At 63.2% G+C, this 24537-nt stretch carries 24 protein-coding genes; 16 read left to right on the forward strand and 8 right to left on the reverse strand.

The window, feature by feature from the left end:
- Window positions 1–3: 3 nt before the first annotated feature.
- A complete protein-coding gene (locus tag SSARUM2_RS12685; RefSeq protein WP_047567358.1) occupies window positions 4–1500 on the reverse strand; it encodes an alpha/beta hydrolase in 1497 nt (498 codons plus the stop codon).
- Window positions 1501–1721: 221 nt separating this feature from the next.
- On the opposite strand from SSARUM2_RS12685, the gene SSARUM2_RS12690 reads away from it, so the two are divergent.
- Together SSARUM2_RS12690 and fusA are read left to right on the forward strand one after the other, a co-directional pair.
- Window positions 1722–1970, forward strand: a complete 249-nt coding sequence (locus tag SSARUM2_RS12690; RefSeq protein WP_004938127.1) for a DUF883 family protein — start codon at window positions 1722–1724, stop codon at window positions 1968–1970.
- A 237-nt stretch (window positions 1971–2207) separates the two neighbouring features.
- The gene (fusA, locus tag SSARUM2_RS12695) at window positions 2208–4313 is read left to right on the forward strand and encodes an elongation factor G (RefSeq protein WP_015377944.1); all 2106 of its coding nucleotides are present in this window, start codon (window positions 2208–2210) and stop codon (window positions 4311–4313) included.
- A 27-nt stretch (window positions 4314–4340) separates the two neighbouring features.
- On the opposite strand, the gene SSARUM2_RS12700 is transcribed toward fusA, so the two are convergent.
- Both SSARUM2_RS12700 and SSARUM2_RS12705 read right to left on the reverse strand, forming a co-directional pair.
- Window positions 4341–5309: a DMT family transporter gene (locus SSARUM2_RS12700; protein ID WP_033648395.1), complete on the reverse strand. Its 969-nt coding sequence runs from the start codon at window positions 5307–5309 to the stop codon at window positions 4341–4343.
- 98 nt (window positions 5310–5407) lie between these two features.
- On the reverse strand, window positions 5408–6235 hold the full coding sequence (locus SSARUM2_RS12705; RefSeq protein WP_060387784.1) for an AraC family transcriptional regulator: 828 nt from the start codon (window positions 6233–6235) through the stop codon (window positions 5408–5410).
- Between the two features lie 196 nt (window positions 6236–6431).
- Between SSARUM2_RS12705 and SSARUM2_RS12710 the strand changes: the two genes are divergently transcribed.
- Window positions 6432–7865: an NAD-dependent succinate-semialdehyde dehydrogenase gene (locus SSARUM2_RS12710; protein ID WP_060430297.1), complete on the forward strand. Its 1434-nt coding sequence runs from the start codon at window positions 6432–6434 to the stop codon at window positions 7863–7865.
- A gap of 47 nt (window positions 7866–7912) precedes the next feature.
- Here SSARUM2_RS12710 and SSARUM2_RS12715 read toward each other — a convergent pair whose 3' ends face one another.
- Genes SSARUM2_RS12715 through SSARUM2_RS12725 form a run of 3 tightly spaced genes read right to left on the reverse strand, consistent with a single transcriptional unit; the run spans window position 7913 to window position 10779 of the window.
- Complete coding sequence (locus tag SSARUM2_RS12715) at window positions 7913–8815, reverse strand: alpha/beta hydrolase (RefSeq protein WP_060452628.1); 903 nt, start codon at window positions 8813–8815, stop codon at window positions 7913–7915.
- Complete coding sequence (locus SSARUM2_RS12720) at window positions 8802–9698, reverse strand: alpha/beta hydrolase (RefSeq protein WP_060452627.1); 897 nt, start codon at window positions 9696–9698, stop codon at window positions 8802–8804. Before SSARUM2_RS12720 ends, SSARUM2_RS12715 begins: the two co-directional genes overlap by 14 nt.
- A gap of 25 nt (window positions 9699–9723) precedes the next feature.
- Window positions 9724–10779 (reverse strand): sugar phosphate isomerase/epimerase, encoded by a 1056-nt coding sequence (locus SSARUM2_RS12725; protein ID WP_060438625.1) that lies wholly within the window; start codon window positions 10777–10779, stop codon window positions 9724–9726.
- A gap of 140 nt (window positions 10780–10919) precedes the next feature.
- Here SSARUM2_RS12725 and SSARUM2_RS12730 point away from each other — a divergent pair, with 140 nt between their 5' ends.
- Window positions 10920–11552, forward strand: coding sequence for a TetR/AcrR family transcriptional regulator (locus tag SSARUM2_RS12730; protein ID WP_052475417.1), 633 nt, complete (start codon window positions 10920–10922; stop codon window positions 11550–11552).
- A 75-nt stretch (window positions 11553–11627) separates the two neighbouring features.
- On the opposite strand, the gene SSARUM2_RS12735 is transcribed toward SSARUM2_RS12730, so the two are convergent.
- Entirely contained in the window at window positions 11628–12560 is a 933-nt protein-coding gene (locus tag SSARUM2_RS12735) for a LysR substrate-binding domain-containing protein (RefSeq protein WP_039565997.1), read from the reverse strand.
- A gap of 169 nt (window positions 12561–12729) precedes the next feature.
- On the opposite strand from SSARUM2_RS12735, the gene SSARUM2_RS12740 reads away from it, so the two are divergent.
- From SSARUM2_RS12740 to SSARUM2_RS12780, 9 genes are all read left to right on the forward strand, one after another.
- Window positions 12730–13680 carry a branched-chain amino acid ABC transporter permease gene (locus SSARUM2_RS12740; RefSeq protein ID WP_033634620.1) on the forward strand — a complete coding sequence of 317 codons (951 nt, stop codon included), beginning with the start codon at window positions 12730–12732 and terminating at the stop codon, window positions 13678–13680.
- A gap of 10 nt (window positions 13681–13690) precedes the next feature.
- Entirely contained in the window at window positions 13691–14803 is a 1113-nt protein-coding gene (locus tag SSARUM2_RS12745; RefSeq protein ID WP_033648403.1) for an ABC transporter ATP-binding protein, read from the forward strand.
- The gene (locus tag SSARUM2_RS12750; protein WP_060452626.1) at window positions 14800–15570 is read left to right on the forward strand and encodes an ABC transporter ATP-binding protein; all 771 of its coding nucleotides are present in this window, start codon (window positions 14800–14802) and stop codon (window positions 15568–15570) included. Before SSARUM2_RS12745 ends, SSARUM2_RS12750 begins: the two co-directional genes overlap by 4 nt.
- Window positions 15563–16276 carry an ABC transporter ATP-binding protein gene (locus SSARUM2_RS12755; protein ID WP_060452625.1) on the forward strand — a complete coding sequence of 238 codons (714 nt, stop codon included), beginning with the start codon at window positions 15563–15565 and terminating at the stop codon, window positions 16274–16276. The genes SSARUM2_RS12750 and SSARUM2_RS12755 overlap by 8 nt, the downstream gene beginning before the upstream one ends.
- Window positions 16277–16310: 34 nt before the next feature.
- Entirely contained in the window at window positions 16311–17462 is a 1152-nt protein-coding gene (locus SSARUM2_RS12760; RefSeq protein ID WP_033634624.1) for a branched-chain amino acid ABC transporter substrate-binding protein, read from the forward strand.
- Between the two features lie 18 nt (window positions 17463–17480).
- The gene (locus SSARUM2_RS12765) at window positions 17481–17972 is read left to right on the forward strand and encodes an L-2-amino-thiazoline-4-carboxylic acid hydrolase (RefSeq protein WP_033634625.1); all 492 of its coding nucleotides are present in this window, start codon (window positions 17481–17483) and stop codon (window positions 17970–17972) included.
- A complete protein-coding gene (locus SSARUM2_RS12770; RefSeq protein ID WP_041035231.1) occupies window positions 17969–19195 on the forward strand; it encodes a Zn-dependent hydrolase in 1227 nt (408 codons plus the stop codon). The genes SSARUM2_RS12765 and SSARUM2_RS12770 overlap by 4 nt, the downstream gene beginning before the upstream one ends.
- A gap of 81 nt (window positions 19196–19276) precedes the next feature.
- Window positions 19277–19624, forward strand: a complete 348-nt coding sequence (locus SSARUM2_RS12775; protein ID WP_033634627.1) for a metalloregulator ArsR/SmtB family transcription factor — start codon at window positions 19277–19279, stop codon at window positions 19622–19624.
- 3 nt (window positions 19625–19627) lie between these two features.
- Window positions 19628–20161 carry an SRPBCC family protein gene (locus SSARUM2_RS12780; protein ID WP_033634628.1) on the forward strand — a complete coding sequence of 178 codons (534 nt, stop codon included), beginning with the start codon at window positions 19628–19630 and terminating at the stop codon, window positions 20159–20161.
- On the opposite strand, the gene SSARUM2_RS12785 is transcribed toward SSARUM2_RS12780, so the two are convergent.
- A complete protein-coding gene (locus SSARUM2_RS12785; RefSeq protein ID WP_039565992.1) occupies window positions 20162–21190 on the reverse strand; it encodes a transporter in 1029 nt (342 codons plus the stop codon). It lies immediately after the preceding gene.
- Window positions 21191–21376: 186 nt separating this feature from the next.
- Between SSARUM2_RS12785 and SSARUM2_RS12790 the strand changes: the two genes are divergently transcribed.
- The 3 genes from SSARUM2_RS12790 to nudI all read left to right on the forward strand — a co-directional run bounded on the left by SSARUM2_RS12790 (window position 21377) and on the right by nudI (window position 24474).
- Window positions 21377–22987, forward strand: a complete 1611-nt coding sequence (locus tag SSARUM2_RS12790; protein WP_125460733.1) for an inorganic phosphate transporter — start codon at window positions 21377–21379, stop codon at window positions 22985–22987.
- A gap of 26 nt (window positions 22988–23013) precedes the next feature.
- Complete coding sequence (ppk2, locus tag SSARUM2_RS12795) at window positions 23014–23928, forward strand: polyphosphate kinase 2 (RefSeq protein WP_033648410.1); 915 nt, start codon at window positions 23014–23016, stop codon at window positions 23926–23928.
- A gap of 120 nt (window positions 23929–24048) precedes the next feature.
- Window positions 24049–24474 (forward strand): nucleoside triphosphatase NudI, encoded by a 426-nt coding sequence (nudI, locus tag SSARUM2_RS12800; protein ID WP_060430305.1) that lies wholly within the window; start codon window positions 24049–24051, stop codon window positions 24472–24474.
- The last annotated feature ends 63 nt before the right edge of the window (window positions 24475–24537 follow it).

The raw sequence follows: 24537 nt of genomic DNA on the forward strand, positions 1-24537 counted from the left end.
TTCTCAACGGCAAATTTTGTCGCGACGCGGCTTTTTCGGCGCCAGCAGATAATCCACTACGCTTTCGTCAACGCAGCTGTCGATGCCGTTCAGCGCCAGCGTATGCCCGTCGCGTTCGCGGGTGATCAGCGGGCTTTTAAAGGCGGCGGCCATCACCTGCGCGTTGCGGTACGGTGTGGTCGGATCGTAGCGCTGGGCGACGAACAGCAGCGGCGGCAGCGCGGCGGACGCCACCGGCGTGTGCGGCCGATCTTTGCCGCGATACGGCCACAGATCGCACATCTCCAGCGGGTATTCGTGCAGCGGCAGATAGTGGGCATACAAAGCGGCGGTATTGATCTCCTGCCGCTGCCGGCGCAACTGCTGCGGATCGGCCGTCGGGTTGGCGACGTCGGCGCAGGTGATGACGTTCAGGGCGTCATCGGCATCCGGCGAATAGCTTTCGTCGATCAGATCGGAAACCTGCTGCCCGGCGATGCCGGCATCGAGCTGGCGCAGCACGGTCGCCAGCTCGTGCCAGCGCTCCGGCCACAGCAGCAGCGAACGCGTGACCGTCAGCACGTCGTCGGCGGAGATTTCATACCCCGCCGCGGTGACGAACGGCTGCTCATGCAGCTTGCGCAGCAAGGCGTGATAGCGCTGCAGCGCCTGATTGGCGCCGCCACCCAGCTGGCAGCTGTCGGTTTTTCCACAGTAGGCGGCGAAGCGCAGGAAGCTTTGCTGGAAACCCCGCTCCTGGTTCAGCCGCTGGGTGAAATCGTCCTCCGCCAGATCCACCACCCCGTCGAGCACCAGCGCGCGCGTTTTCTTCGGAAAACGCTCGGCATACAGCGCCGCCACCTTGGTGCCGTAAGAGTACGCCACCGCCGTCAGCCCCGGTTCGCCCAGCGCGTGGCGGATCGCGTTCAGATCGTTGACCGCTTCGTCGGTGCCGATATGTTGCAGCACGTCCGCGCCGGTCTGTTTGATACAGGCGGCAATCAGGGTGCGCGTCTGGCTTTCCGCACCGGCCACGTCGTTGTCGTCCGGTGACGGGGTTTCGTCGCCTTCGGCCAGCTGGCAGGAGATTTTCGGCGTCGATTGGCCGACGCCGCGCGGATCGTAACCGATGATGTCGTAGGATTTTCGCAGTCTGGCGACGTGGGCGTCGTTGCCCAAATAAGGGTTAATGCCCGGCAGACCCGGCCCGCCGCTGATCATCACCACGCTGCCCTTTTTCGGCCCGGTAGCGGGCAGCAGGGTCAGCGCCAGCCGCACGGTCTGTTCGCCCGCCCGCGCCGCATGAGCAGGAGGCGTAGCGTACGCCAGCGGCGCTTCAAGGTAGCCGCAGCGCAGCCCCGGCGGCGGCGGCTCATCGAACCAGCGTTGAAAGCCGCTGTTGAGACAAGATTGCCAACGAATGCCGTTCTCGGCCACCGCGCCGTGAGCCGCAGGCCTGGCCTGGGCGGGCAATGCGGCGGCTGTCGCGGCGAGCAGCGCCAGAATACGCAGTACTGACATGGGGAGTCCTTTCAACGCAACGAATCGGTCAAAGGTTAACGGTACTCGGTTAAACCGCTAGCCAATAGAACACAAAAAACCACGCGGGTGAAGCCGTCACCGCGCGCCCGGCAAGACTTTTCTTTGCTCAGATTGCTCTTATAACGCACAGAATGCTGCAAAAAGTGCCGTTCACCTGCTAGGCTTAAGGTTCGTTAACCCACAAGGAACAGGAGAGCAGCATGTTTGGAAAAGCGGAAGACAAAGCCAATGAAGCCGCAGGCGCGGTAGAAGAAGCGTTCGGCAAAGCCGTCGATTCGCCGGAGCATCAGGTGCGCGGCGCGGCGCGCAAATACGCCTCCCAGGCCAGCTATGCCGCCCGAGACGCAGCGGACAGCGTAAGAACCCAGGTGGAAGCCAACCCGCTGGCCGGCGTGGCCGTTGCGGCGGCGGTCGGCATCGTTTTCGGCTTCTTGCTGGGACGCAAATAACGGCGAATTCGCCGCTCGACAACAGGCCCGTTACGGGCCTTTTTTTCGCCCACTCCTCCACCTGCTTGCTAACTTTCATCTATCACAGCCATCGCTTAAAAAAACCAACGCCTTCAACTACGATTAGTTTGTGACCAGAGCGAGGCTCTGCGATCCGGCAGATAACCCTATGAGGATTATCACCATTATCCATGCTGTTTAAGCCGCTCTCCTTCACGCGGCTAAGAAAGGTTGATTATGGCTCGCACCACCCCTATCGAACGTTACCGCAATATCGGCATCTCCGCGCATATCGATGCCGGCAAAACCACCACCACCGAGCGGATTCTGTTTTACACCGGGGTCAGCCACAAGCTGGGTGAAGTGCATGACGGCGCGGCGACCATGGACTGGATGGCGCAGGAACAGGAACGCGGCATCACCATCACTTCGGCGGCCACCACCTGCTTCTGGAACGGCATGCAGCATAATTATCCGCAGCACCGCATCAATATCATCGACACCCCCGGCCACGTCGATTTCACCATTGAAGTGGAGCGCTCGATGCGCGTGCTGGACGGCGCCGTGATGGTCTATGACTCGGTGGGCGGCGTGCAGCCGCAGTCGGAAACCGTCTGGCGCCAGGCCAATAAATACAAGGTGCCGCGGCTGGCGTTCGTCAACAAGATGGACCGCATCGGCGCGGACTTTTTCCGCGTGCGCAAAATGATGATCGAGCGCCTGAAGGCCAACCCGGTGCCGATCGTTATTCCGATCGGCGCCGAAGACCACTTCAGCGGCGTCGTGGATCTGGTGCGGATGAAGGCCATTCTGTGGGACGAAGCCTCGCAGGGCATGAACTTCAGCTTCGAAGAGATCCCGGCCGAGCTGCGCGATTCGGCGCAGGAGTGGCGCGAAAACATGATTGAGGCCGCCGCCGAAGCCTCGGAAGAGCTGATGGAAAAATACCTCAACCAGGTGCCACTGAGCGAAGAGGAGATCGTCCACGGGCTGCGGGTGCGCACCGTCGCCGGCGAAATCCAGCCGATGCTGTGCGGCTCGGCGTTCCGCAACAAAGGGGTGCAGCGCATGCTGGATGCGGTGATCGAACTGATGCCCTCGCCGCTCGACGTGCCGCCGATGGAGGGCCACGGCGAACACGATGAAATCATCACCCGCAAAGCCGACGACAACGAAAAATTCTCGGCGCTGGCGTTCAAGCTGATGACCGACCCCTTCGTCGGCCAGCTGACCTTCGTGCGCGTCTACTCCGGGGTGCTGGCCAAAGGCAGCAGCGTTTACAACCCGATCAAGGGCAAAAAGGAGCGCATCGGCCGCATCGTGCAGATGCACGCCAACGATCGTAAGGACATCGACGAGCTGCACGCCGGCGACATCGCCGCCTGCGTCGGCCTGAAGGACGTCACCACGGGCGATACGCTGTGCGACCCCGGCGCCATCATCACGCTGGAACGCATGACCTTCCCCGAGCCGGTGATCGCCCAGGCGATCGAGCCGAAGACCAAGGGCGACCAGGAGAAAATGGGCATCGCGCTGCAGCGCCTCTCTTCGGAAGATCCGTCGTTCCGGGTACGCACCGATGAAGAATCCGGCCAGACCATCATCTACGGCATGGGCGAGCTGCACCTGGAGATCATCGTCGATCGCATGCGCCGCGAGTTCGGTGTGGAGACCACCACCGGCAAGCCGCAGGTGTCGTACCGCGAAACCATTCGCAAGCGGGTGGCCGACGTGGAAGGCAAATTCGTGCGCCAGTCCGGCGGTAAAGGGCAATACGGCCACGTGGTGCTGACCGTCGAACCGAACGAACCCGGCAAAGGCTTCGAGTTCTTCGATGAGATCAAGGGCGGCGTCATTCCGGGCGAGTTTATCCCGGCGGTGAAAAAAGGCGTGCTCGAGGCGCTGAACAACGGCGTACTGGCCGGTTATCAGGTGGTAGACGTCAAGGTGCACCTGACCTTCGGTTCTTACCATGATGTCGACTCGTCGGAACAGGCGTTCCGCATGGCGGCGATCTTCGGTTTCAAGGAAGCCTGTCGCCTGGCGGATCCGGTGATCCTTGAGCCGATCATGTCGGTGGAGGTGGAAACGCCGGAAGATTACGCCGGCAACGTGATGGGCGACCTCTCCTCACGCCGCGGTCTGGTGCAGGGCATGGAAGAGATCCCGGGCGGCGGCGGCAAGGAAATCCGCGCCAAGGTGCCGCTATCCGAGATGTTCGGTTACTCGACCACCCTGCGTTCGATGTCGCAGGGCCGCGCCACCTACACCATGGAATTCAGCCACTACGCTGAAGCGCCGCGCAACGTGGCCGAAGAGATCATTCACCACAGCAAGCGTTAACCCTCGCGCCCGCCTTCGCGGCGGGCGTCACCCCTGCTTGTCTTCCAGCGCCACCACCACCGGCTGCGGCTTGATGCGCATGGCGTACACCACGCCGGCGATCAGGCAGACGATGCCGGCCAGCGTCAGCAGCGGCGGCCAGGCCTGGCGCAGCAGAAAGGTATAGGCCAACCCCGCCAGAATTTCGAACACGATGAGCGGCCCCACCAACACCGTCGGCAGCCGCTGGCTGGCTTCGTTCCAGCACAGCGCCCCCAGCCAGGAGCAGAACACGCCGATGACCAGCATCAGCGGGATAAACACCTCGGGGCGCGGGCCGAACGGCAAGGCGAACGCCGGTTCGCTCAGCGCCAATTGGCCGCAGACCGCCAGATAGCCCAGCAGCGCCAGCGGCAGCGTCACCAGCCCTTGCGCCGTGGCCCAGGTAGCCGGCCGCTGCGTCGGGTTCTCCCGCAGCCAGCGCGAGTTGCGCAGCGGGAACCAGGTCCAGCACGCCACCGCCAACACGGCCAGCCCCAGGCCGCTGAGATAGCGCCAGCCGTCGACCGGCAGCGCATTGCCGCGCAGCTCGGCGACGTTCACGCACGCTAACCCGCAGACGATCAGCAGCAGCGCCGGCGCCAGCTTGCCCCAGGCCAGCCGCCCGTCGTGCCGGCCGTAAAACAGATTGGCGCAGATGGCGATCACCACCGGCAAGGTGCCGATGATCATGGTCGACACCGGTGCGCCGGTACGCTGAATGGCGCTGGCCAGGCACAGGTAGTACAGCAGGTTGCCGATGGCCGTCAGCTTGAGCGCCTCCAGCCAATCCTGGCGCCGCAGCTTGCGCAGGCGGCGACGATCGAGCCAGGCCAGCGGCAAGGTGATCAGCCCGAAGGCCAGATAGCGCCCGGTGGACTGCAGCGCGGCGGGATAATCCGGCACCAGCAGCGGGCCGACGAAGATCAATCCCCACATCAGCCCGGCGGCCAGGGCAAACACAACGCCAATGAACATAACGACTCCGACAAACGGCCGGCGCGGCCAACCCGCCCGACAAGACAGCGGCAGAGTAGCGAAAATGCGGGGAGGAATTATTGTAGCAGGTTGCTGTTTTAACCCAATTTCACCTGTTTCTGGAAACGCACTGGCGTGACGCCGTAACGATTGGCGAAGGCGCGCGTCAGGTGCGCCTGATCGGTCAGCCCTGCCGCCGCCGCCACCTGTGCGGCGGGCATGCCGCGCTCCAGCATGCGTTTGGCCTGCGACAGCCGGATCGCCATCAGCATCTGCTGCGGCGAAACGTGGTATTCGGCCTTGAACTTGCGCAGAAAATGGTACGGGCTGAGCGACACCAGCTCGGCCAACTGATTGAGGGTCACGGCCTCGGCGAAGTTATCGTGCAGGTAGCTTTTCACCACCTCGAAACGGTGCGCCGCCTCGGCTTTTTCCCGCTGCCCGGTGCGGATATGCGGGTGCAACAGCTCGACAGCCTCCAACAGCAGGCCGTCCAGCGTAAGCGGATCGTCGGTTTGCCACAGTGTGGCGAGAATGGCGGACAGGCGCTGCGCCGCCCGCGGATCGTGGCGCACCGCATCGGTGAACCACTGGCTCCGATCGCCGGACAGCTGCTCCAGCGCCTCGGGCGCCAGATAGAGCATGCGGTAACACCAGCCGCCCGGCGTTTCGGCTTCGCCGGTATGCAGCTCGTCGGGGTTCATCAGTACCAGCGCGCCCGGCGCCGCCAGATGCTGCGCGCCGCGATAGCGGAAACGCTCCGCCCCGGTGTCTACGGTGCCGATAGCGAAGGCGTCGTGGGTATGCGGCTCGAAGGCATAGCGCTCAATGTGCGCCTGATAGAGTTCGACGCCCGGCAGATGCGACAAATGGCGGAACTGCGCGCAATCCTTCTCGAACGGAAACTGTTGCGGTACCCCTTGCACTCGACCTCCTCGTCCGTGCTGACAATCTGCTCAGCATAGCCAAAACATCGCCGGTTGAGTAGCCGCCCTGGCGCTTTCGTGCCCCTCGCCTGGACGATCGCCGCCATTCGGCGTAGGGTTAAGGTCCCTGTCCCTTTCAGGCGCGCCGCATCGCGAAGCTCATCGGCCCCTGACACTCCGCAAACAAGAGGCAACAATGTATCCGGATACTCAACTGTATATCGATGGACAATGGCGCAACGCACTGGCCGGGAAAACCCTGCCGGTCACCAACCCCGCCACCGACGAGGTAATCGGTCAGGTGGCGCACGCCGCCACAGAGGATCTCGATCTGGCGCTGGCCGCCACCGAGCGCGGATTTAACGTCTGGCGCGACACCGCCGCGCACCAGCGCGCCAACCTGATGCGCAAAGCGGCGGCGCTGCTGCGCGAACGCGCCAACGCCATCGCCGCCGTCATGACGCAGGAACAGGGTAAACCGGTGGCGCAGGCCAAAGTCGAAATTCTCAACGCCGCCGACGTCATCGACTGGTTCGCCGGCGAAGCCACCCGCACCTACGGGCAGATCATTCCGTCCCGCGCCCGCGACGTGCAGCAGCAAACCCTCAAGCTGCCGGTCGGCCCGGTGGCCGCCTTCACGCCGTGGAACTTCCCGATCAACCAGATCGTGCGCAAGCTGTCCGCCGCGCTGGCCGCGGGGTGTTCCATCATCGTCAAAGGCCCGGAAGAAACGCCGGCCTCGCCGGCTGAGCTGATCAAAGCCTTCGCCGACGCCGGCATCCCGGCCGGGGTGATCGCGCTGGTGTACGGCACCCCGGCGGAAATCTCGGAATACCTGATCCCGCATCCGACCATTCGCAAGATCTCCTTCACCGGCTCCACCCGCGTGGGCAAGCATCTGGCGGCGCTGGCCGGCCAGCATATGAAAAAGGCCACCATGGAGTTGGGCGGCCATGCGCCGGTGCTGATCTTCGACGACGCCGATCTCGACGCGGCGGCCAAAGAGCTGGCGCAGTCCAAGTTCCGCAACGCCGGCCAGGTCTGTATCGCCCCGACCCGCTTCCTGATCCAGCAAGGCGTTTATGAAGCCTTCGTGGAGAAATTCACCGCCGCCGTGCGTGAACTCAAGCTCGGCAACGGGCTGGAAGACGGCGTCACCATGGGACCGATGGTGCTGGGCCGCAGCGTCGACAATATCGAGGCGCTGGTGCAGGATGCCGTCACCCACGGGGCAAAAGCCTGCACCGGCGGCAAGCGCGTGGCGGGCAAAGGCAACTTCTTCGAGCCGACGGTGCTGCGCGACGTGCCGCTGAGCGCGCGCGCCATGTCGGAAGAGCCGTTTGGCCCGGTCGCCCTGCTGCGCCCGTTCACCACCTATGACGAGGCGATCGCCGAAGCCAACCGCCTGCCGTACGGCCTGGCCGCCTACGCTTACAGCCGCAACATCGCCACCGTCAATGCGCTGGGGCGCGACGTGGAGAGCGGCATGCTGAGCATCAACCACATCGGTTTCGGCCTGCCGGAAACGCCGTTTGGCGGCGTGAAGGACTCCGGTCACGGCACCGAAGGCGGCAGCGAAGCGATCGAGTCCTACCTGGAAACCCGCTTCGTCACCGTCGCCGGCCGTTAATCGAACGCCGGATAAATAGCCAAAAGCCCCGCAGTGCGGGGTTTTTTTTACTCGCGAGTCAGTTCGAACAGCCGCCGCGCCGCCGGGGTCAGCCCCAGCATGTGAATACAGGCATGCACCATGCCCGGCAACCGTTCGCAGCGTACCGGCACGCCCGCCTCGCGCAGCCGCTGCGCATACTGCTCGGCCTCATCGCGCAGCGGATCATATTCGCAGCTCAGGATGGTGGCCGGCGGCAATCCGCGCAGCGTAGCCGCGTGCAGCGGTTCGGCGCCGGGATCGCGCCGCTGGGCCAGATACTGCTGCCAACAAAATACCATCGCATCGCGCGTCAGAAAGTACCCCTCGGCAAACTCGCAATAGCTCTTCGTCGTCATCTCGCGGCTGAGCGCCGGGTAAAGCAGCAGCTGGCGCTCGATGTGCGGGCCGCCGCGATCCCGCGCCAGCAGCGCAACCGCCGCCGCCAGATTGCCTCCGGCGCTGTCGCCGCCCACCGCCAGGCGCTTCGCGTCGATCCCCAACTGCGGCGCCTGTTGTGCCACCCAGCAGAGCGCCCGATAGACATCTTCCAGCGGCTGCGGAAACGGGTATTCCGGCGCCAGACGATAGTCGACCGACAGGATCACCCGGCCGGTGGCGTTGGCCAGCGCCTGACAGGGCCGATCGTACAGCGCCAGCGAACCGAGGCACCAGCCGCCGCCGTGGGCGAACAGCATTGCCGGCTGCGCGGCGGCGCGGTTTTCCCCCGCCGGGAGATAGGCGCGCAGCGCGATCCGATACCCATCGGCGGCGACCACCGTAAAGTCCCTGACGCCGCCGCTCGGTTCCGCCTCGCCCTGCAGCTGGCGTAAACCGGTTTCCGTGGCCGCGCGCATTTCCGCCAGCGACGCGGGGGGCGGCGCATCGGCCGATGCCGTCAAAAAGGCGGCAATGCGTTCATCGAGCGGCATGTAGCTCTCCTGCCAGGAACGGCGTAATCAGTGCAAGAAATTCTTCATGACACTCTTCGGTAATGAAATGCCCGCAGCCGGCGATCGTTTCGCCCCGCAGATCGTGCGCATTGCCCCGCAGCGTCGTCAGCGGCGCGTCGCCGGTCGCGTGCTCGGCCCCCACCGTCAACACCGGCATCGTCAGGGGCGTGGCGGCGCGCAGGCGGTTTTGCCGCACGGTCTCCGGGATCGCCCGGTAATAGTCGAATCCGGCGCGTAGGCTGCCCGGCGCCGAATAGGCGGCGATATACACCTGCGCCGCCACCCGATCGCGCCGATAGGACCAGCGGTTGAAGATATAGCCGAGATACTCCCGCTCACGCCCCTGGGTCAGAGTCTCCGGCAAATCCGCCAGCTGGTTGAACATGAAATGCCACAGGAAAATGTTCTCCTCCGGCGCGACGAAAATCGGCGGCGGCGGCGCCAGGCCGGGGATCACCGCTTCCGTCAGCACCAGGCGCTCCACCGCCTGCGGGAAATCGCTCGCCATGGCGTAACCGATCCACATGCCGATGTCGTGGCCAACCAGTTGGTAACGTTCATGACCCAGTTGCGCCATCATCGCGTGCAACGCCGCACCGACGCTGCCGGTGTCGTAGCCGCCAGCGGGCTTGTCGGAATCGCCGATGCCCGGCGGATCGACGGCGATCGCCTGAAAACCGGCCGCCGCCAGCGCTTGCATCACATGGCGCCAGGTGTACCAGGTTTGCGGCCAGCCGGGGATCAGCAGCACCGGCCGCCCTTCACCGGCCATCACGCAGTGAAGGCGCCGGCCGTTGACCTGGAGATAGACGTGTTCCGCCGCGAGATCCGCCAACGGGCTCTCGTTCTGTAGGTATTGCATGGGGTGACTCCCTGAAGGATTAGGCTCAGCGAATACCGAGCAACGCGTTGATTTGCTGTGGGTTGACCGGCGCGCCGGCGAAGTCGTCGAACACTTTATCGGTGACGCGGATAATGCGATCGCGGATGAAGGCTGCGCCTTCGCGTGCGCCATCCTGCGGATTTTTCAGGCAACATTCCCACTCCAGCGCCGCCCAGCCCGAATAACCGTACTGCGTCAGGCGCGAAAAGATGCCGTTGAAATCGACCTGGCCGTCGCCCAGCGAGCGGAAGCGGCCGGCGCGATCGATCCAGGATTGATAGCCGCCGTAAATACCCTGGCGCCCGGTCGGATTGAACTCGGCGTCCTTGACGTGGAACATGCCGATAACCTCTTTATAGATATCGATAAACTCCAGATAGTTGAGCTGCTGCAGCACCATATGGCTCGGATCGAACAGCACCCGGCAACGCGGATGATGGCCGACGCGCTCAAGAAACCTCTCGAACGTCACGCCGTCGTGCAGATCCTCGCTCGGATGAATTTCGTAACACAGGTTGATCCCCTGCTCGTCGCAGGCGTTAAGCACCGGCAGCCAGCGGCTGGCGAGCTCGTCGAACGCGGTGTCGATCAGCCCTTCCGGACGCTGTGGGAACGGAAACAGATAGGGCCAGGCCAGCGAACCGGAAAAGGTGCCCAGCTCGCTGAGCCCGAGCCGCGCCGACGCCTTCACCGCCAGCAGCATTTGCTGCCGCGCCCACTCGCCGCGCGCCTGCGGATTGCCCTGCAGCGCCGGCGGCGCGAAGCTGTCAAACAGCGCATCGTAAGCCGGGTGTACCGCCATCAGCTGGCCGAAGATATGGCTGGTCAATTCGCTGACCACCAACCCCTGTTCCGCCAACATGCCGGTCAAATCATCGCAGTAGGTTTGGCTTTCCGCAGCGGTGGCCACGTCGAATAAACGCCGATCCCAGGCCGGGATCTGCAGCGCGCTAAAGCCGGTCTGCGCCGCCCACTCGGCAATGGCGGGCAGGCTGTTGAACGGCGCTGTCTCATCGCTGAACTGCGCGAGATGCAGGCTTGGACCTTTGAGGGTTTTCATCGTAAACTCCTATTGGTTGTCGATTAACAAACAATAGGAGCAAAGCGCGATGACCGCAAGTGAAATTTATAAAGACATTGGTATTCCCGACGATTTAAGCGATCCTATGTCGCTGAATGGCAGGTAAATTGGAGCAGCAAATGGCAGGCAGACCGCGCGAGTTCGACCGCGAACAGGCGCTCTTGAAGGCGCGAAACTTATTCTGGCGACAGGGTTACGAAGGCACCTCGATGTCGGATCTGGTGGCGGAATTGGGCATTGCTTCCGCGCGCATCTACAAGGCGTTCGGCTCCAAAGAGCAACTGTTCCGCGAGGCGATCGCCAGTTATGAAACCGAGGAAGGTGGCTTCGCCGATCGCGCCTTCGCGCAGGAAAGCGGCATTCGCCCGGCGATCAAACGCCTGCTGGAAGACGCCGTGCGGCTCTACAGCCGGCCGGATCTGCCGCAGGGTTGCATGGTGGTCTCCTCCGCCGCCAGCGTCAGCGCGGAAAACGATGGGCTCAAAACCTGGCTGGCTGAACATCGGTTGCAGCGCACCCAGCAGATCGTCGAGCGGCTGCGGCAGGCGGTGCAAGCCGGCGAACTGCCGGCCGGCACCGACGCCGACAGCCTGGGGGACTTTTTCGCGGTCTTCCTGCACGGCCTGTCGATTCAGGCGCGTGACGGCGTCACTGAAACACGACTGTTGGCGGCGGTAAAGGTGGCGCTGACGGCCCTGGGCAACGCTCAATCTTCCGGCAAATCGAAAATCACCAGCGCGCCTTCGCCGTAATCATGCTCTTCATCCTCAATGCGGCGCGCGCCCATGCGCAGCGCTTTGATGTTGGCCGCATCGACGGGTTGCAGATTATGCCCCGGCGTTCTGAGCCGCCGCCTCACGGCGCAACCACTGCCGCAGATTTTCGCCTTCCTGCGACAGTTCGCTATCCAGGCGAGCGCACAGGTAATAATCGCGGCCGTCGTCGATCGGCAGATCGAACATTTTGATTAACTCACCGCTCTCAAGGTAGTGGGCGATTAACGGCTCACGCATCAGCGCGCATCCCAATCCCGCCTGCACCGCCGCCAGCGTCAACAATCCGTCTTCGAACATCGGGCCGATACTGCGCAGCGGGCGTTTAACACCGGCCTGCTGAAACCATTGCATCCAGGTATTTCGCTCCTCGTCGTGCAGCAGCGGCAGCGTCGCCAGCTGATCCGGCGTATCGAGCAAACCATGCAGTTTACTGAACGCCCGGCTGCACACCGGCACCATTTGGCCGGACATCAGCTTTTCGCTGCGATAGCCGGTCCACTGCCCAACGCCGAAGCGGATCGACAGATCGGCGGCGTCACTCAGGTAATTGCGGTGGTTGGCGTAAACCACATTGATGTCGATATCCGGATTTTCGCGCAGAAAGCCGCGCAGCCGCGGAATGAACCATCCCATGCCGAACAGCGGGATCAGGCTGATGGTGACCTGCCGCGATGCGGACTGCTCGCGCACGTGTTCGGTCGCCTGGCGCAGCACGTTAAACGCCGAGCGGATCGAACGGTAATACTCCCGCCCCTCGCTGCGCAGCACCAGATGACGCCCCTGCCGTTCTGTCAGCGGCATCTGCAAAAACGCCTCCAGCGTTTTCAGCTGATGGCTGACCGCCGAAGGCGAAATCATCAGCTCCTTCGCCGCCGCGCTGATGCTGCCCAGGCGCGCGATGGCTTCGAACGCCCGCACGGCGCGCAGCGGCGGATCGTTCGGCAGCATCGGCAACGGCTCATCATACTGTTCTGTTTTTTTCATATATCTATTGTTTTATGGAAGTCACGGAGAGAGGATTTATTTAATATACATAAAAATCAACAAATTAAAATCACTCGTTTTTTGTATAAGAAAGTATTTTTCCGTATTTTACAATTTTTTTAAATTCTCTACTGTGAGCCTCCTGACTCATTATCTCCGGACTCTCCTTATGGATACGCTGGTACAGCAGACCGTCAACGGTTTGATGCTCGGCAGCATCTATGCGCTGATCGCGCTCGGCTACACCATGGTGTACGGCATCCTGCGCATCATCAACTTCGCGCATGGCGACGTGCTGATGGTCGGGGCGCTCAGCGCGCTGTCGGCGATCGGCGTGTTGCAGCATCATTTTCCCGCGCTATCGCCCTACGCCACGCTGCTGCTGGCGGCCCTGTTCGCCATGGCCGTCTGCGCCATCACCTCGATGGCGATCGAGCGCCTGGCCTATCGCCGGTTGCGCAATGCACCACGCCTGGCCCCGCTGATCAGCGGCATCGGCGTCTCGCTGCTGTTGCAAACCCTGGCGATGCTGATCTGGTCACGCAATCCCCTGATGTTTCCGCAGCTGTTGCCGATGGCGCCCATCGCCCTGACCGCAGGCAGCGCCGAACATGCGCCGGCGGTGATCACCGGCACCGCGATCGTCACGCTGGCAGTGGCCGTGGCGGTCATGGCCGGCCTCTGGCTGCTGGTCGAACACAGCCGTTTCGGCCGCGCCATGCGCGCCACGGCGGAAAACCCGCAGGTCGCCGGCCTGATGGGCATCAGTCCTGACCGCATCATCGTTCTGACCTTTGCGCTCGGCGGCGCGCTGGCGGCGGTAGCCGGCATCATGATGGCCAGCAACTACGGCAACGCCGGTTTCTCGATGGGCTTTCTGCCCGGCATCAAAGCCTTTACCGCCGCCGTGCTCGGCGGCATCGGCAACCTGCGCGGCGCGATGCTCGGCGGTTTGCTGCTGGGGCTGTTCGAATCGCTGGGCACCGGCTATCTCGGCGAGCTGACCGGCGGCGTATTCGGCAGCAACTACCAGGACGTCTTCGCGTTTCTGGTGCTGATCGCCGTACTGGTCTTCCGCCCCTCCGGGCTGTTGGGCGAACGCATCGCCACGCGCGCATAAGGACATCACGATGACCGTTTTAACTTCCACGCTTCCCCTGGCCACGCCTCGGCGCGCCAGGCTGGGGCTGACGCTGTTCATTCTCGCCCTGCTGCTGGCGCCCTGGGTTGCGGGCGCCGCCGGCGGCAACTACTGGGTGCGCGTCGTCGACTTCGCGCTGCTGTACCTGATGCTGGCGCTCGGGCTGAACATCGTGGTGGGCATGACCGGCTTGCTGGACATGGGCTTTATCGCTTTTTACGCCGTTGGCGCCTATCTGGCCGCGCTGCTGTCGTCACCGCATCTGACGCAGCAGTTCCCGCTGCTGCTGCAGTGGTTCCCCGACGGGCTTCATCTGTCGATGCTGTGGCTGATCCCGCTGGCGGCGCTGCTGGCGGCCGTGTGCGGCATTCTGCTTGGCGCGCCGACGCTGCGGCTGCGCGGCGACTATCTGGCGATCGTCACGCTCGGTTTCGGCGAGATCGTACGTATTTTGATGCGCAATCTCGATCGCCCGGTCAACCTCACCAACGGCCCCAAAGGCATTTCCGGCATCGACCCGGTCAGCCTGTTCGGCCTGAAGTTTTCCGGCATGCATGAGTGGTTCGGCGTGCGTTTCTCCGGTCTGTACCTCTATTACTACCTGTTCGCCGCCCTGCTGCTGGCGATCCTGTTTATCAGCCTGCGGTTGCAAAATTCGCGCATTGGCCGCGCATGGACGGCGATCCGCGAAGACGAGGACGCCGCGCGGGCGATGGGCATCAACACCCGCAACTTCAAGCTATTGGCCTTTGCCATCGGCGCCACCTTCGGCGGCGTGGCCGGCGCGCTGTTCGCCGCGTTTCAGGGCTTCGTGTCGCCGGAATCGTTCACCCTGCAGGAATCGATCGCCGTCCTGGCGATGGTGGTGCTCGGCGGCATGGGACACATCCCTGGGGTGATCCTGGGCGCGCTGCTGCTGGCCGCCCTGCCGGAGCTGCTGCGCAGCAGCATGGGGCCGCTACAGCAGGCGCTGTTCGGCCAGGTGCTGATCGACCCGGAAATCATTCGCCAACTGTTTTACGGCCTGGCGCTGATCCTGGTGATGCTGTATCGCCCGGCGGGCCTGTGGCCGGCACGCCATATAAGGGGGAACGCCGCATGACGCCTTTGCTCACTTTAAATCACGTCAGCAAACGCTTCGGCGGCCTGACGGCGGTGGATGACGTCAGCATGAGCATCCGCCAGGGGGAAATCTATGGCCTGATCGGGCCGAACGGCGCCGGTAAAACCACTTGCTTCAATCTGATCACCGGTCTGTATCGCGCCGACGCGGGCGAATTCCGCCTGTCGGGCCAGCGCTATAGGCCCCAGGCGATCGATAAAGTGGCGCAGGCCGGCATCGCCCGCACCTTCCAGAACCTGCGGCTGTTCAACGAAATGAGCGTGCTGGAAAACGTGATGGTCGGCTACCACGTGCGCACCCGCAACGGCCTGTGGGCGGCGATCGCCCGCCACCGCCGCGCCAGGGAGGAGGAACAGGCGGTGCGCGATAAGTCCCATGCGCTGCTGGAGTACGTCGGCATCGGCCAATTCGCCCATTACCGCGCCGGCGATCTCGCCTATGGTCATCAGCGCCGCCTGGAGATCGCCCGCGCGCTGGCGACCGAACCCCGGCTGCTGGCGCTGGACGAACCGGCGGCCGGCATGAACGCCGGAGAAAAAGTGGCGCTGCGCGAGCTGCTGCTGCGCATTCGCGACAGCGGCAAAACGCTGCTGTTGATCGAACACGACGTCAAGCTGGTGATGGGTCTGTGCGATCGCCTGACGGTGCTGGACTACGGCAAAGCGATCGCCGAAGGCGAACCGGCGCAGGTTCGGCGTGAACCGGCGGTCATTCAGGCCTATCTGGGAGGTGGCGCGCATGTCTGAAGCCCTGCTGAGCGTTAAACGACTCAAAGTGTCCTACGGCGGCATTCATGCGGTCAAAGGCATCGATTTTACGGTCAACGCCGGCGAACAGGTCACGCTGATCGGCGCCAACGGCGCGGGCAAGACCTCCAGTCTGCGGGCGCTGACCGGCCTGCAACCGTTCGAGGGCGACATCCTGTTCGACGGCCGTTCGATTCGCGGCATGGCGCCGCACCGCTTGCTGCAACAGGGGCTGGTGATGGTGCCGGAAGGTCGCGGCATCTTCACCCGCCTGACGGTGCGAGAAAACCTGCAGCTGGGCGCCTATGCGCGCCGTGACAAACCGGCGGTACGGCACGATTTCGAACGGGTATGCGCCACCTTCCCGCGCCTGAACGAGCGCCTGAACCAACCGGCCGGGCTGCTTTCGGGCGGCGAGCAGCAGATGGTGGCGATGGGCCGTGCGCTGCTCAGCCGCCCGCGCCTGTTGATATTGGACGAGCCGTCGATGGGGCTGGCGCCGATTGTGGTGGAAGCCATTTTTTCGGTCATCAAACAGCTGGCGTGTGACGGCGTCACGCTATTGTTGGTCGAGCAAAACGCCCGCCTGGCGCTGGAATCCACCGATCGCGCCTATGTGCTGGACAGCGGCAGCCTGAGCCACAGCGGCCGCTCCGCCGACATGCTGGACGATGAAAAAATCAAACAGATCTATTTGGGTGAATAACCGTTGTTACCTTTAACCGCACCAGGAGTATGACATGCAGCAGAACTTTCGCATCAAGCCGTTGGCGCTGGCCGCCATGACGATGATCCTGAGCCTCCCGGCGCTGGCGGACGACACCGTGCTGATCGGCCTGGCCGGGCCGCTGACCGGCCCTTCCGCGCGCATCGGCAAAGATCTCGAAAACGGCGCGCGGCTGGCGATCGCCGACGCCAACGCGCAAAAGCCGACGCTGAACGGCAAACCGGTCACCTTCAAATTGCTGTCCGAGGACGATCAGTCCGATCCGCGCACCGCCGTGGCCGTCGCGCAGCGTTTGGTCGACGAAGGCGTCGCCGGCGTGGTCGGCCACTGGAACACCGGCACCAGCATCCCGGCGGCGCGCATCTATCACGACGCCGGCATCGCCCAGGTGGCGCCGGTCGCCACCGGCCACGGCTACACGCAACAAGGCTTTGACACCAGCTTCCGCGTGATGGGCCATGACGACGACGGCGGCAACTATGCCGGGCAGTATGCGGTGAAAACGCTGAAAGCCCAGCGCATCGCGGTGATCGACGATCGCACCGCCTTCGGCCAGGGCCTGGCGGACGAGTTCATCAAATCGCTGCAGGCCCAGGGCGTGCAGCCGGTCACCCGCGAATACGTCGACGACAAGACCGTCGATTTCAGCGCCGTGCTGACCACCGTGCGCAGCAAAAACGCCGATCTGATCTTCTTCGGCGGCGTGGACTCCCAGGCGGCACCGCTGGCGCGCAAACTGAAACAGCTGGGCATGAACGCGCAGCTGATGGGCGCAGGCGGCTTTGTCAGCCAGACCTTCCTGACGCTGGCGCAGCGTGAAGGCGAAGGCGTCGTCGCGCTGGAGCCGGGGCTGCCGCTGGAACAGATGCCGGGCGGCAAGGCGTTTGAACAAGCCTACCGCGACCGTTACCACACCCACATCGAACTGCATGCGCCCTTCGCCTACGACGCCACCCGGGTGCTGATCGCCGCCATCGAACAGGCCGGTTCGGCCAATCCGGCCGATTACCTGCCGAAACTGCGCGCCATCCATTATCAGGGCGTGACCGGCGCCATCGCCTTCGATGCGCAGGGCAACCTGCAACAGCCGAGCTTCACCCTGTACCGGGTAGTGGACGGCAAATGGCAGCCGCAAACCGTGTTGGGCGGCGCCAAACCACAATAAATCAAGAGGAGCAAGGCGATGAGCTGTGCAAACAACGAGTTGGGCATTTTGGCCCGCAGAAAGATCGAAGCGGAGATCATCAAACCGATCTACCAGATCCTGGTGCGTGAAATCGGCAAGGCGCGCGCTCAGGCGGTGATCGGCGAAGCCATCGAGAATGCCGCCATCGAGGCGGGCAAACGGTTCGCCGCGCAGGAGCCGAACGGCGCGGATCTGCGCAGCTTCGCCGCCTTGCAGTATCTGTGGGAAAAAGACGACGCGCTGCGCGTTGAGGTGATCAACCAGGACGAACAACACTTCGACTATAACGTCACCCGCTGCCGCTACGCCGAGATGTACCACGAGATGGGGCTGGGAGAAATCGGCCACCTGCTCTCCTGCGCGCGCGACAGCCAGTTTATCGTCGGCTATGCGCCGGAGGTCGAGCTGCAGCGCAGCCAAACCATCATGTCCGGCGCCCCCTGCTGCGATTTCCGCTACACCGCCAAAACGCCGGGAGAAGAACAATGACGTATCGGGTCAACGGCGAGCGCCTGTGGCAAAGCCTGCACGCGATGGCGCAGTTCGGCGCCATCGCCGACAACGGCGTCACCCGCCTGGCGCTCAGCGAAGAGGATCGCCAGGCGCGCGACCAGCTGCGCCTGTGGGCGCTGGAGGCCGGTTGCAGCGTGCGCGTCGATCGGATGGGCAACATGTTCCTGCGCCGTGAAGGCGCGCGGCCCGAGCTGGCGCCGGTGGTCACCGGTTCTCACGGCGACTCGCAGCCCCGCGGTGGCCGTTTCGACGGCATCTACGGCGTGCTGGCCGGGTTGGAGGTGATTCGCAGCCTTAACGATCGGCAGATCGTCACCGAACGCGCAATTGAAGTGATCAACTGGACCAACGAAGAAGGCGCTCGCTTCGCGCCGGCGATGATCGCCTCCGGGGTGTTCGCCGGGGTCTTCGAGCTGGAATACGGTCTGACGCGCCGCGACGAGCACGGCGTCAGCCTCGGCGACGCGCTGGAACGCATCGGCTACGCCGGCGAACACCCGGTGGGCGGCACGCCGATCCATGCCGCCTTCGAGCTGCACATCGAACAGGGGCCGATTCTGGAAGCGGAGCACCTCGACATCGGCGTGGTAACCGCCGCACAGGGGCAGCGCTGGTACGAGCTGGAGGTCGTCGGCTTCAGCGCCCACGCCGGCACCACGCCGATGGATCGCCGCCGCGACGCCCTGCTGGGCTTCACCGAGCTGGTGACGGCGGTCAACCGCATCGGCTGGGATTTCGCGCCCGACGCGCGCGCCACGGTGGGCATGGCGCAAATTACCCCCAATTCACGCAACGTGGTGCCGGGCCGGGTCTTTTTCAGCGTCGAATTCCGCCATCCGCAGGAGTCAATTCTGGAACAGATGGAGCAGCGCCTGCTGGCGGCGGTAAACCACGTCAACGGCGGCGGCCTGACCGCTCGCGCCGAGCGCATTTTCCAGTATCCCCCGATCGCTTTTGATCGGGGCTGCATCGACAGCGTACGTCATGCCGCGCAAGCGTTGGGCTACCGCCATCGCGACATGATTTCCGGCGCCGGCCACGATGCCTGTTACCTTAACCGCGTCGCCCCAACCGCCATGATTTTCATTCCCTGCGTGGACGGCATCAGCCACAACGAGCGGGAAGACATCACCCCCGCCTGGGCAACCGCCGGCGCCGACGTGTTGCTGAACGCCCTGCTGGCGCACGCCGGCGCCTGATCCCCGCCCCGGTTTTCGCCGGGGCAAAAAATATTCAACAAAACGGTTGAATATTAGCCCGCCTGTTCTATATTCAACCATATGGTTGAATTATCTTCCTCACAGCTGGACGCCATTTTTCATGCGCTGGCCGACCCAACCCGCCGCTCGATGTTGCGCGCGCTGGCCGGCGGTGAGCGCAGCATCGGCGAACTGGCCGCGCCGCTGCAGATGTCGTTCGCCGGCGCCTCCAAGCACGTGAAAGCACTGGAACATGCGGGCCTGGTGCAACGCACCGTGCAAGGAAGAAACCATATCTGCCGGCTCGAACCCGAGCCTATGGCGCAGGCCATGCACTGGCTGCAAACCTATGAACATTTCTGGACTGAACGGCTGAATGCGCTCGAACAGGCGCTGCTGCAGCCCGAACAGCTTCCTCCCAAGGAGTGAACCATGAATGATTACGGCATGATTATCGAACCCGGTACGCTGCGCATCCAGCGGCTGCTGCCCGGCCCCATCGAGCGGGTGTGGGCTTACCTGACCGAATCCGACAAGCGCGCCACCTGGCTGGCGGCCGGCGCCATGACGTTGGAGAACGGCGCGCCGCTGGAGCTGGAATTTCGCAACTCCGATCTGGCGGGCGAGCACGAACCCCCGCCGGCCAAGTACAAACAGCACGGCGGCTGCGTCAGCAACCGCGGCCACATCACCTGCCTGTTCCCGCCGCGCCTGCTGAGCTTTACCTGGGCCGAACAGGATCAGGGCCGCCCTTCCGAAGTGACCTTCGAACTGACGGAACAGGGAAGCGCCGTGCTGCTGACGGTCACCCACCGGCGCTTGGCCAACCGCGACGAGATGCTCAGCGTCGCCGGCGGCTGGCACACCCATCTGGATATCCTGCAGGATCGCCTGCACGATCGGGCGCCGCAGCCGTTCTGGAGCACCCATGCCCGGCTGGAAGAAGAGTACCGCGCCCGCCTGTAACTACGACTCGTCCCTGCGCCTGAACGCCAGATAACCGGCGATCAGCGTAAAACTGCCGACCAGCAACACCAGCAGGATAAAACCGTGGTGATTGCTGGCCAGCGGGATCCCCCCCACGTTCATGCCGAAGAAACCGGCGACGATATTGATCGGCAGCGCCAGCACGGTGATTACCGTCAGCGTGTAGAGCGTGCGGTTGTTCTGCTCCATCAGCTTGGCGCCCAGCTCCTCCTGCAGCAGCCGGATGCGTTCGGTCAGGCTGGCGAGATCGTTCAACACCACGGTGAACTCTTCGGTAAACTGCCGCAGATCCTGCACCACCTCACGGCTCAGCCAGGTCGGCGGCCGGTTCAACAGGCGAAACAGCGCGGCCGGTTCGGGCGCCAACAGGCGCTGAAAGCGCAGCAGCATGCGGCGCATGCGCCCCAGCTCGGCGCGATTGCGTTTCACGCGGCGGGTCAGCAGGCGATCCTCGATGGTATCGACATACTGGTTGGCCTGCCGCACCACCTGCTCCAGCACGTCCTCCTGCTCTTCCAGCAGGTGCGCCAGCAGTTCGGTGGACGAGGCCAGCTGCAGCGCCGTCAGGCGGCCGAGCAGCCGTTCAATCAGCCGCACCGGTTTATGGCGCACGGTCACCACCAGCCCGCGGCAGCAATAGAGCCACAGCGTCGCCGTTTCCGGGTTGCTGTCCTCGGGGTGGAAGATCACATCGTTGAGCACCGCGAACAGATCGTCGCCCTGGCGCTCAATGCGCGTGGTGTGCGAACCGTGGCGAATCTCGTGGAAGAAAAAATCGGAAATGGCAAAATGATTTTTCAACCACTTCTCCGCCGCCGCGTGGTTGAGATTGAGGTGCAGCCAGATAAAACCGTCGCCGGGCGGCAACGTCTGATAGGCCTGGCAGACCTGCTGCGAGTTCAGGCGCCTCGGCGGCTCACCGGAACGAAACACATGGCCGTAGATCAGCCCGGTCACTTCATCATCAAAATCCAGCTTGTGCATCTTTTCCGCTAACCGTTGCACCATAACGCCCTATCCTGCCTGTTGCCGTTAACCCAAGACCGTCCCCGCTGTTATAACAATCTTTATTTATCGGCGTTAATGATTTTCGCCGTTCCCGATGATTAATATTTTCGTCATAAAAAAGCCACATTCATTCAGAATACTTTTCAGGCGACAGCTACCGCATCCAATCCTCTCAGGAAGGTCATTATGAGCGATAACAGCGCCGTTCAACCGGACATGCCGGCCGCCTCCAGCCTGCCCAAACTGCATCAAAAGAACAGTCGACTCACTGTTCTTTTTTTTGTGTTCTTATTAATTCTGGGGATCGCGTTCGCCGGGGTGAACTTATTTAACGACGTCAGCGACGCCGGCGCCGTCTATACCAGTTACGTTCCGTTTTTATTATTGGGGCTGGCGCTATTGATTGCGCTGGGCTTTGAATTCGTCAACGGCTTCCACGATACCGCCAATGCGGTCGCAACGGTGATTTACACCCACTCGCTTTCGCCGATGGTCGCCGTGGTGTGGTCCGGTTTCTTCAACTTTCTCGGCGTGTTGCTCTCCAGCGGCGTGGTGGCCTTCGGCATTATTTCGCTGCTGCCGGTCGAGCTGATCCTGCAGGCCGGCACCGGCACCGGTTTCGCCATGGTGTACGCCCTGCTGTTCTCCGCCATCATCTGGAACCTCGGCACCTGGTGGCTCGGGCTACCCGCCTCGTCGTCGCATACGCTGATCGGCTCGATTATCGGCGTCGGCGTCGCCAACGCCCTGATCCACGGCCGCACCGGCACCAGCGGCGTGGACTGGGGCCAGGCGATCAAGGTGGGCTACGCGCTGCTGCTGTCGCCGGTGATCGGCTTCGTGTTCGCCGGCCTGCTGCTGCTGGCGCTGAAGCTGTTCGTCAAGAACCGCCAGCTGTACAGCGCCCCTAAGGGCAATACCCCGCCGCCGCTGTGGATCCGCGGGCTGCTTATCCTCACCTGCACCGGCGTTTCCTTCGCCCACGGCTCCAACGACGGCCAGAAAGGCATGGGCCTTATCATGCTGATCCTGGTGGGCACCATGCCGATCGCCTACGCCCTGAACCGTTCGATGCCGCCGGAGCAGATTCCCCGGGTGGCGGCGCTGGCGGAGGTGACCCAAAACCAGCTGCTGCGCCAGTTCCCGGCCGGCGGCCAAACGCCGCCGCGCGAGGTGCTGACCGGCTATGTGCGCACCAGCGAGCTGACGCCGGAGGTGGTGCCGGCGTTGGCGCAGCTGGCCGGCGCGATCGGCGATCAAATTCGTCAGTACGGCTCGGTCGACAAGATCCCGGCGCAGGCGGTGTCGAACACCCGCAACGACATGTATCTGGCGTCCGAGACCATCAAGCACCTGAAGGCAGAGCATCAGCTGCAGATCAATCCCGACACGCAGCGCAACCTCGACGCGCTGAAGGGCGAACTCGACAACGCCACCCGCTTCATTCCCTTCTGGGTGAAGGTGGTGGTGGCGATTGCGCTGGGGCTCGGCACCATGGTCGGCTGGCGCCGCATCGTGGTGACGGTGGGCGAAAAGATCGGTAAATCGCACCTGACCTACGCCCAGGGCGCCAGCGCCGAACTGGTGGCGATGACCACCATCGGCGCGGCCGACGCCTTCGGCTTGCCGGTTTCGACCACGCACGTCCTGTCGTCCGGCATCGCCGGCACCATGGCCGCCAACCGCTCCGGGCTGCAGATGGCCACCCTGCGCAATCTGCTGATGGCCTGGGTGCTAACCCTGCCGGCCTCGGTGCTGCTGTCGGCGGTGCTGTACTGGATCTTCAACCATTTCTAACACCGGGCCGATACGGAGAAAATCTGATGACCATGCATGAAGTCAACCGCGATGACGGTTTCAACCAGCGCCTGCTGCAAGAGTTTTACGACAGCTACGACGAAGAGCTGGAAATGGAGCTGGACGACCTGCGCTTCGACGCAGCAGAAGTCGACAGCGACGCGAAAAAAGCCTGGCGCAAGCAATACTTCCGCGAGTTGCTGCGCCTGCAGGGCGAGCTGGTGAAGCTGCAGGATTGGGTGATGCGCACCGGCCACCGGCTGGTGATCATCTTCGAAGGCCGCGACGCCGCCGGCAAGGGCGGCGTGATCAAGCGCATCACCCAGCGCCTCAACCCGCGCACCTGCCGCGTGGCGGCGCTGCCGGCGCCGAACGATCGCGAACGCACCCAGTGGTATTTTCAGCGTTATATCGCGCATCTGCCGGCCGCCGGCGAAATGGTGCTGTTCGACCGCAGCTGGTATAACCGCGCCGGCGTGGAGCGCGTGATGGGCTTTTGCAACGACGAAGAGTATGAGGAGTTTTTCCGCAGCGTGCCGGAATTCGAAAAAATGCTGACGCGCAGCGGCATCCAAATCGTCAAATACTGGTTTTCAATCACCGATGAGGAGCAGGAGCTGCGTTTCCTCAGCCGCATTCACGATCCGCTCAAGCAGTGGAAGCTCAGCCCAATGGATCTGGAAAGCCGCCGCCGCTGGGAGGACTACACCGAGGCCAAAGAAATCATGTTAGCGCGCACTAACATTGCCGAAGCGCCCTGGTGGGTGGTTCAGGGCGTCGACAAGAAAAAGGCCCGCCTGAACTGCATCACCCACCTGTTGCAGCAGGTGCCTTATGAGGAAGCCGAAGGCAACGTCATCACGCTGCCGCAGCGCAAACGCAGCCCGGAATACCACCGTAGCCCGGTGCCGGACAACATGGTGGTGCCGGAAATCTACTGACCTTAGCGCAGAGAGGCGGCTACCGCTTCTCTGCGCTAATACAACGCTTTGATTTCTCTCACGCTAAAGGGCTAAACCCCATGTTAAAGTGGTTGCTTTCCATTTTGACAGGAGTCTTCCATGCGCCAGCGCATCATTGTCTGCCCGCTGATTGAAAACGATAACGCCTTCCTGCTGTGCAAAATGGCGGCGCACAAGGGCGTGTTCCCCGGCCAGTGGGCGCTGTCCGGCGGCGGCGTCGAGCCGGGTGAACAGATAGAACAGGCACTGCGGCGCGAAGTGCGCGAAGAGCTGGGCGCCGCGCTGATCCTCGACGCCATCACGCCTTGGACCTTCCGCGACGACGTGCGCATCAAAACCTATGCCGACGGCAGCCGGGAGCAAATCTATATGATTTACCTGATTTTCGACTGCCATGCCGCCAACCGCGACGTGACAATCAACGACGAGTTCGATGACTACGCCTGGGTGCCGCGCGAGCGTCTCGCGGACTACGATTTGAACGAGGCCACCCGCTTCACGCTGCAACAAAAGGGATTGTTGTAACAGTTTGAGCGATTATCGCCCTATTTTCTTCACATTTGCCGGGCAGACTCTTTTGATATTTTT

Source organism: Serratia sp. K-E0102 (assembly GCF_029962625.1).
GTDB classification, from domain to species: Bacteria; Pseudomonadota; Gammaproteobacteria; order Enterobacterales; family Enterobacteriaceae; genus Serratia; species Serratia sarumanii.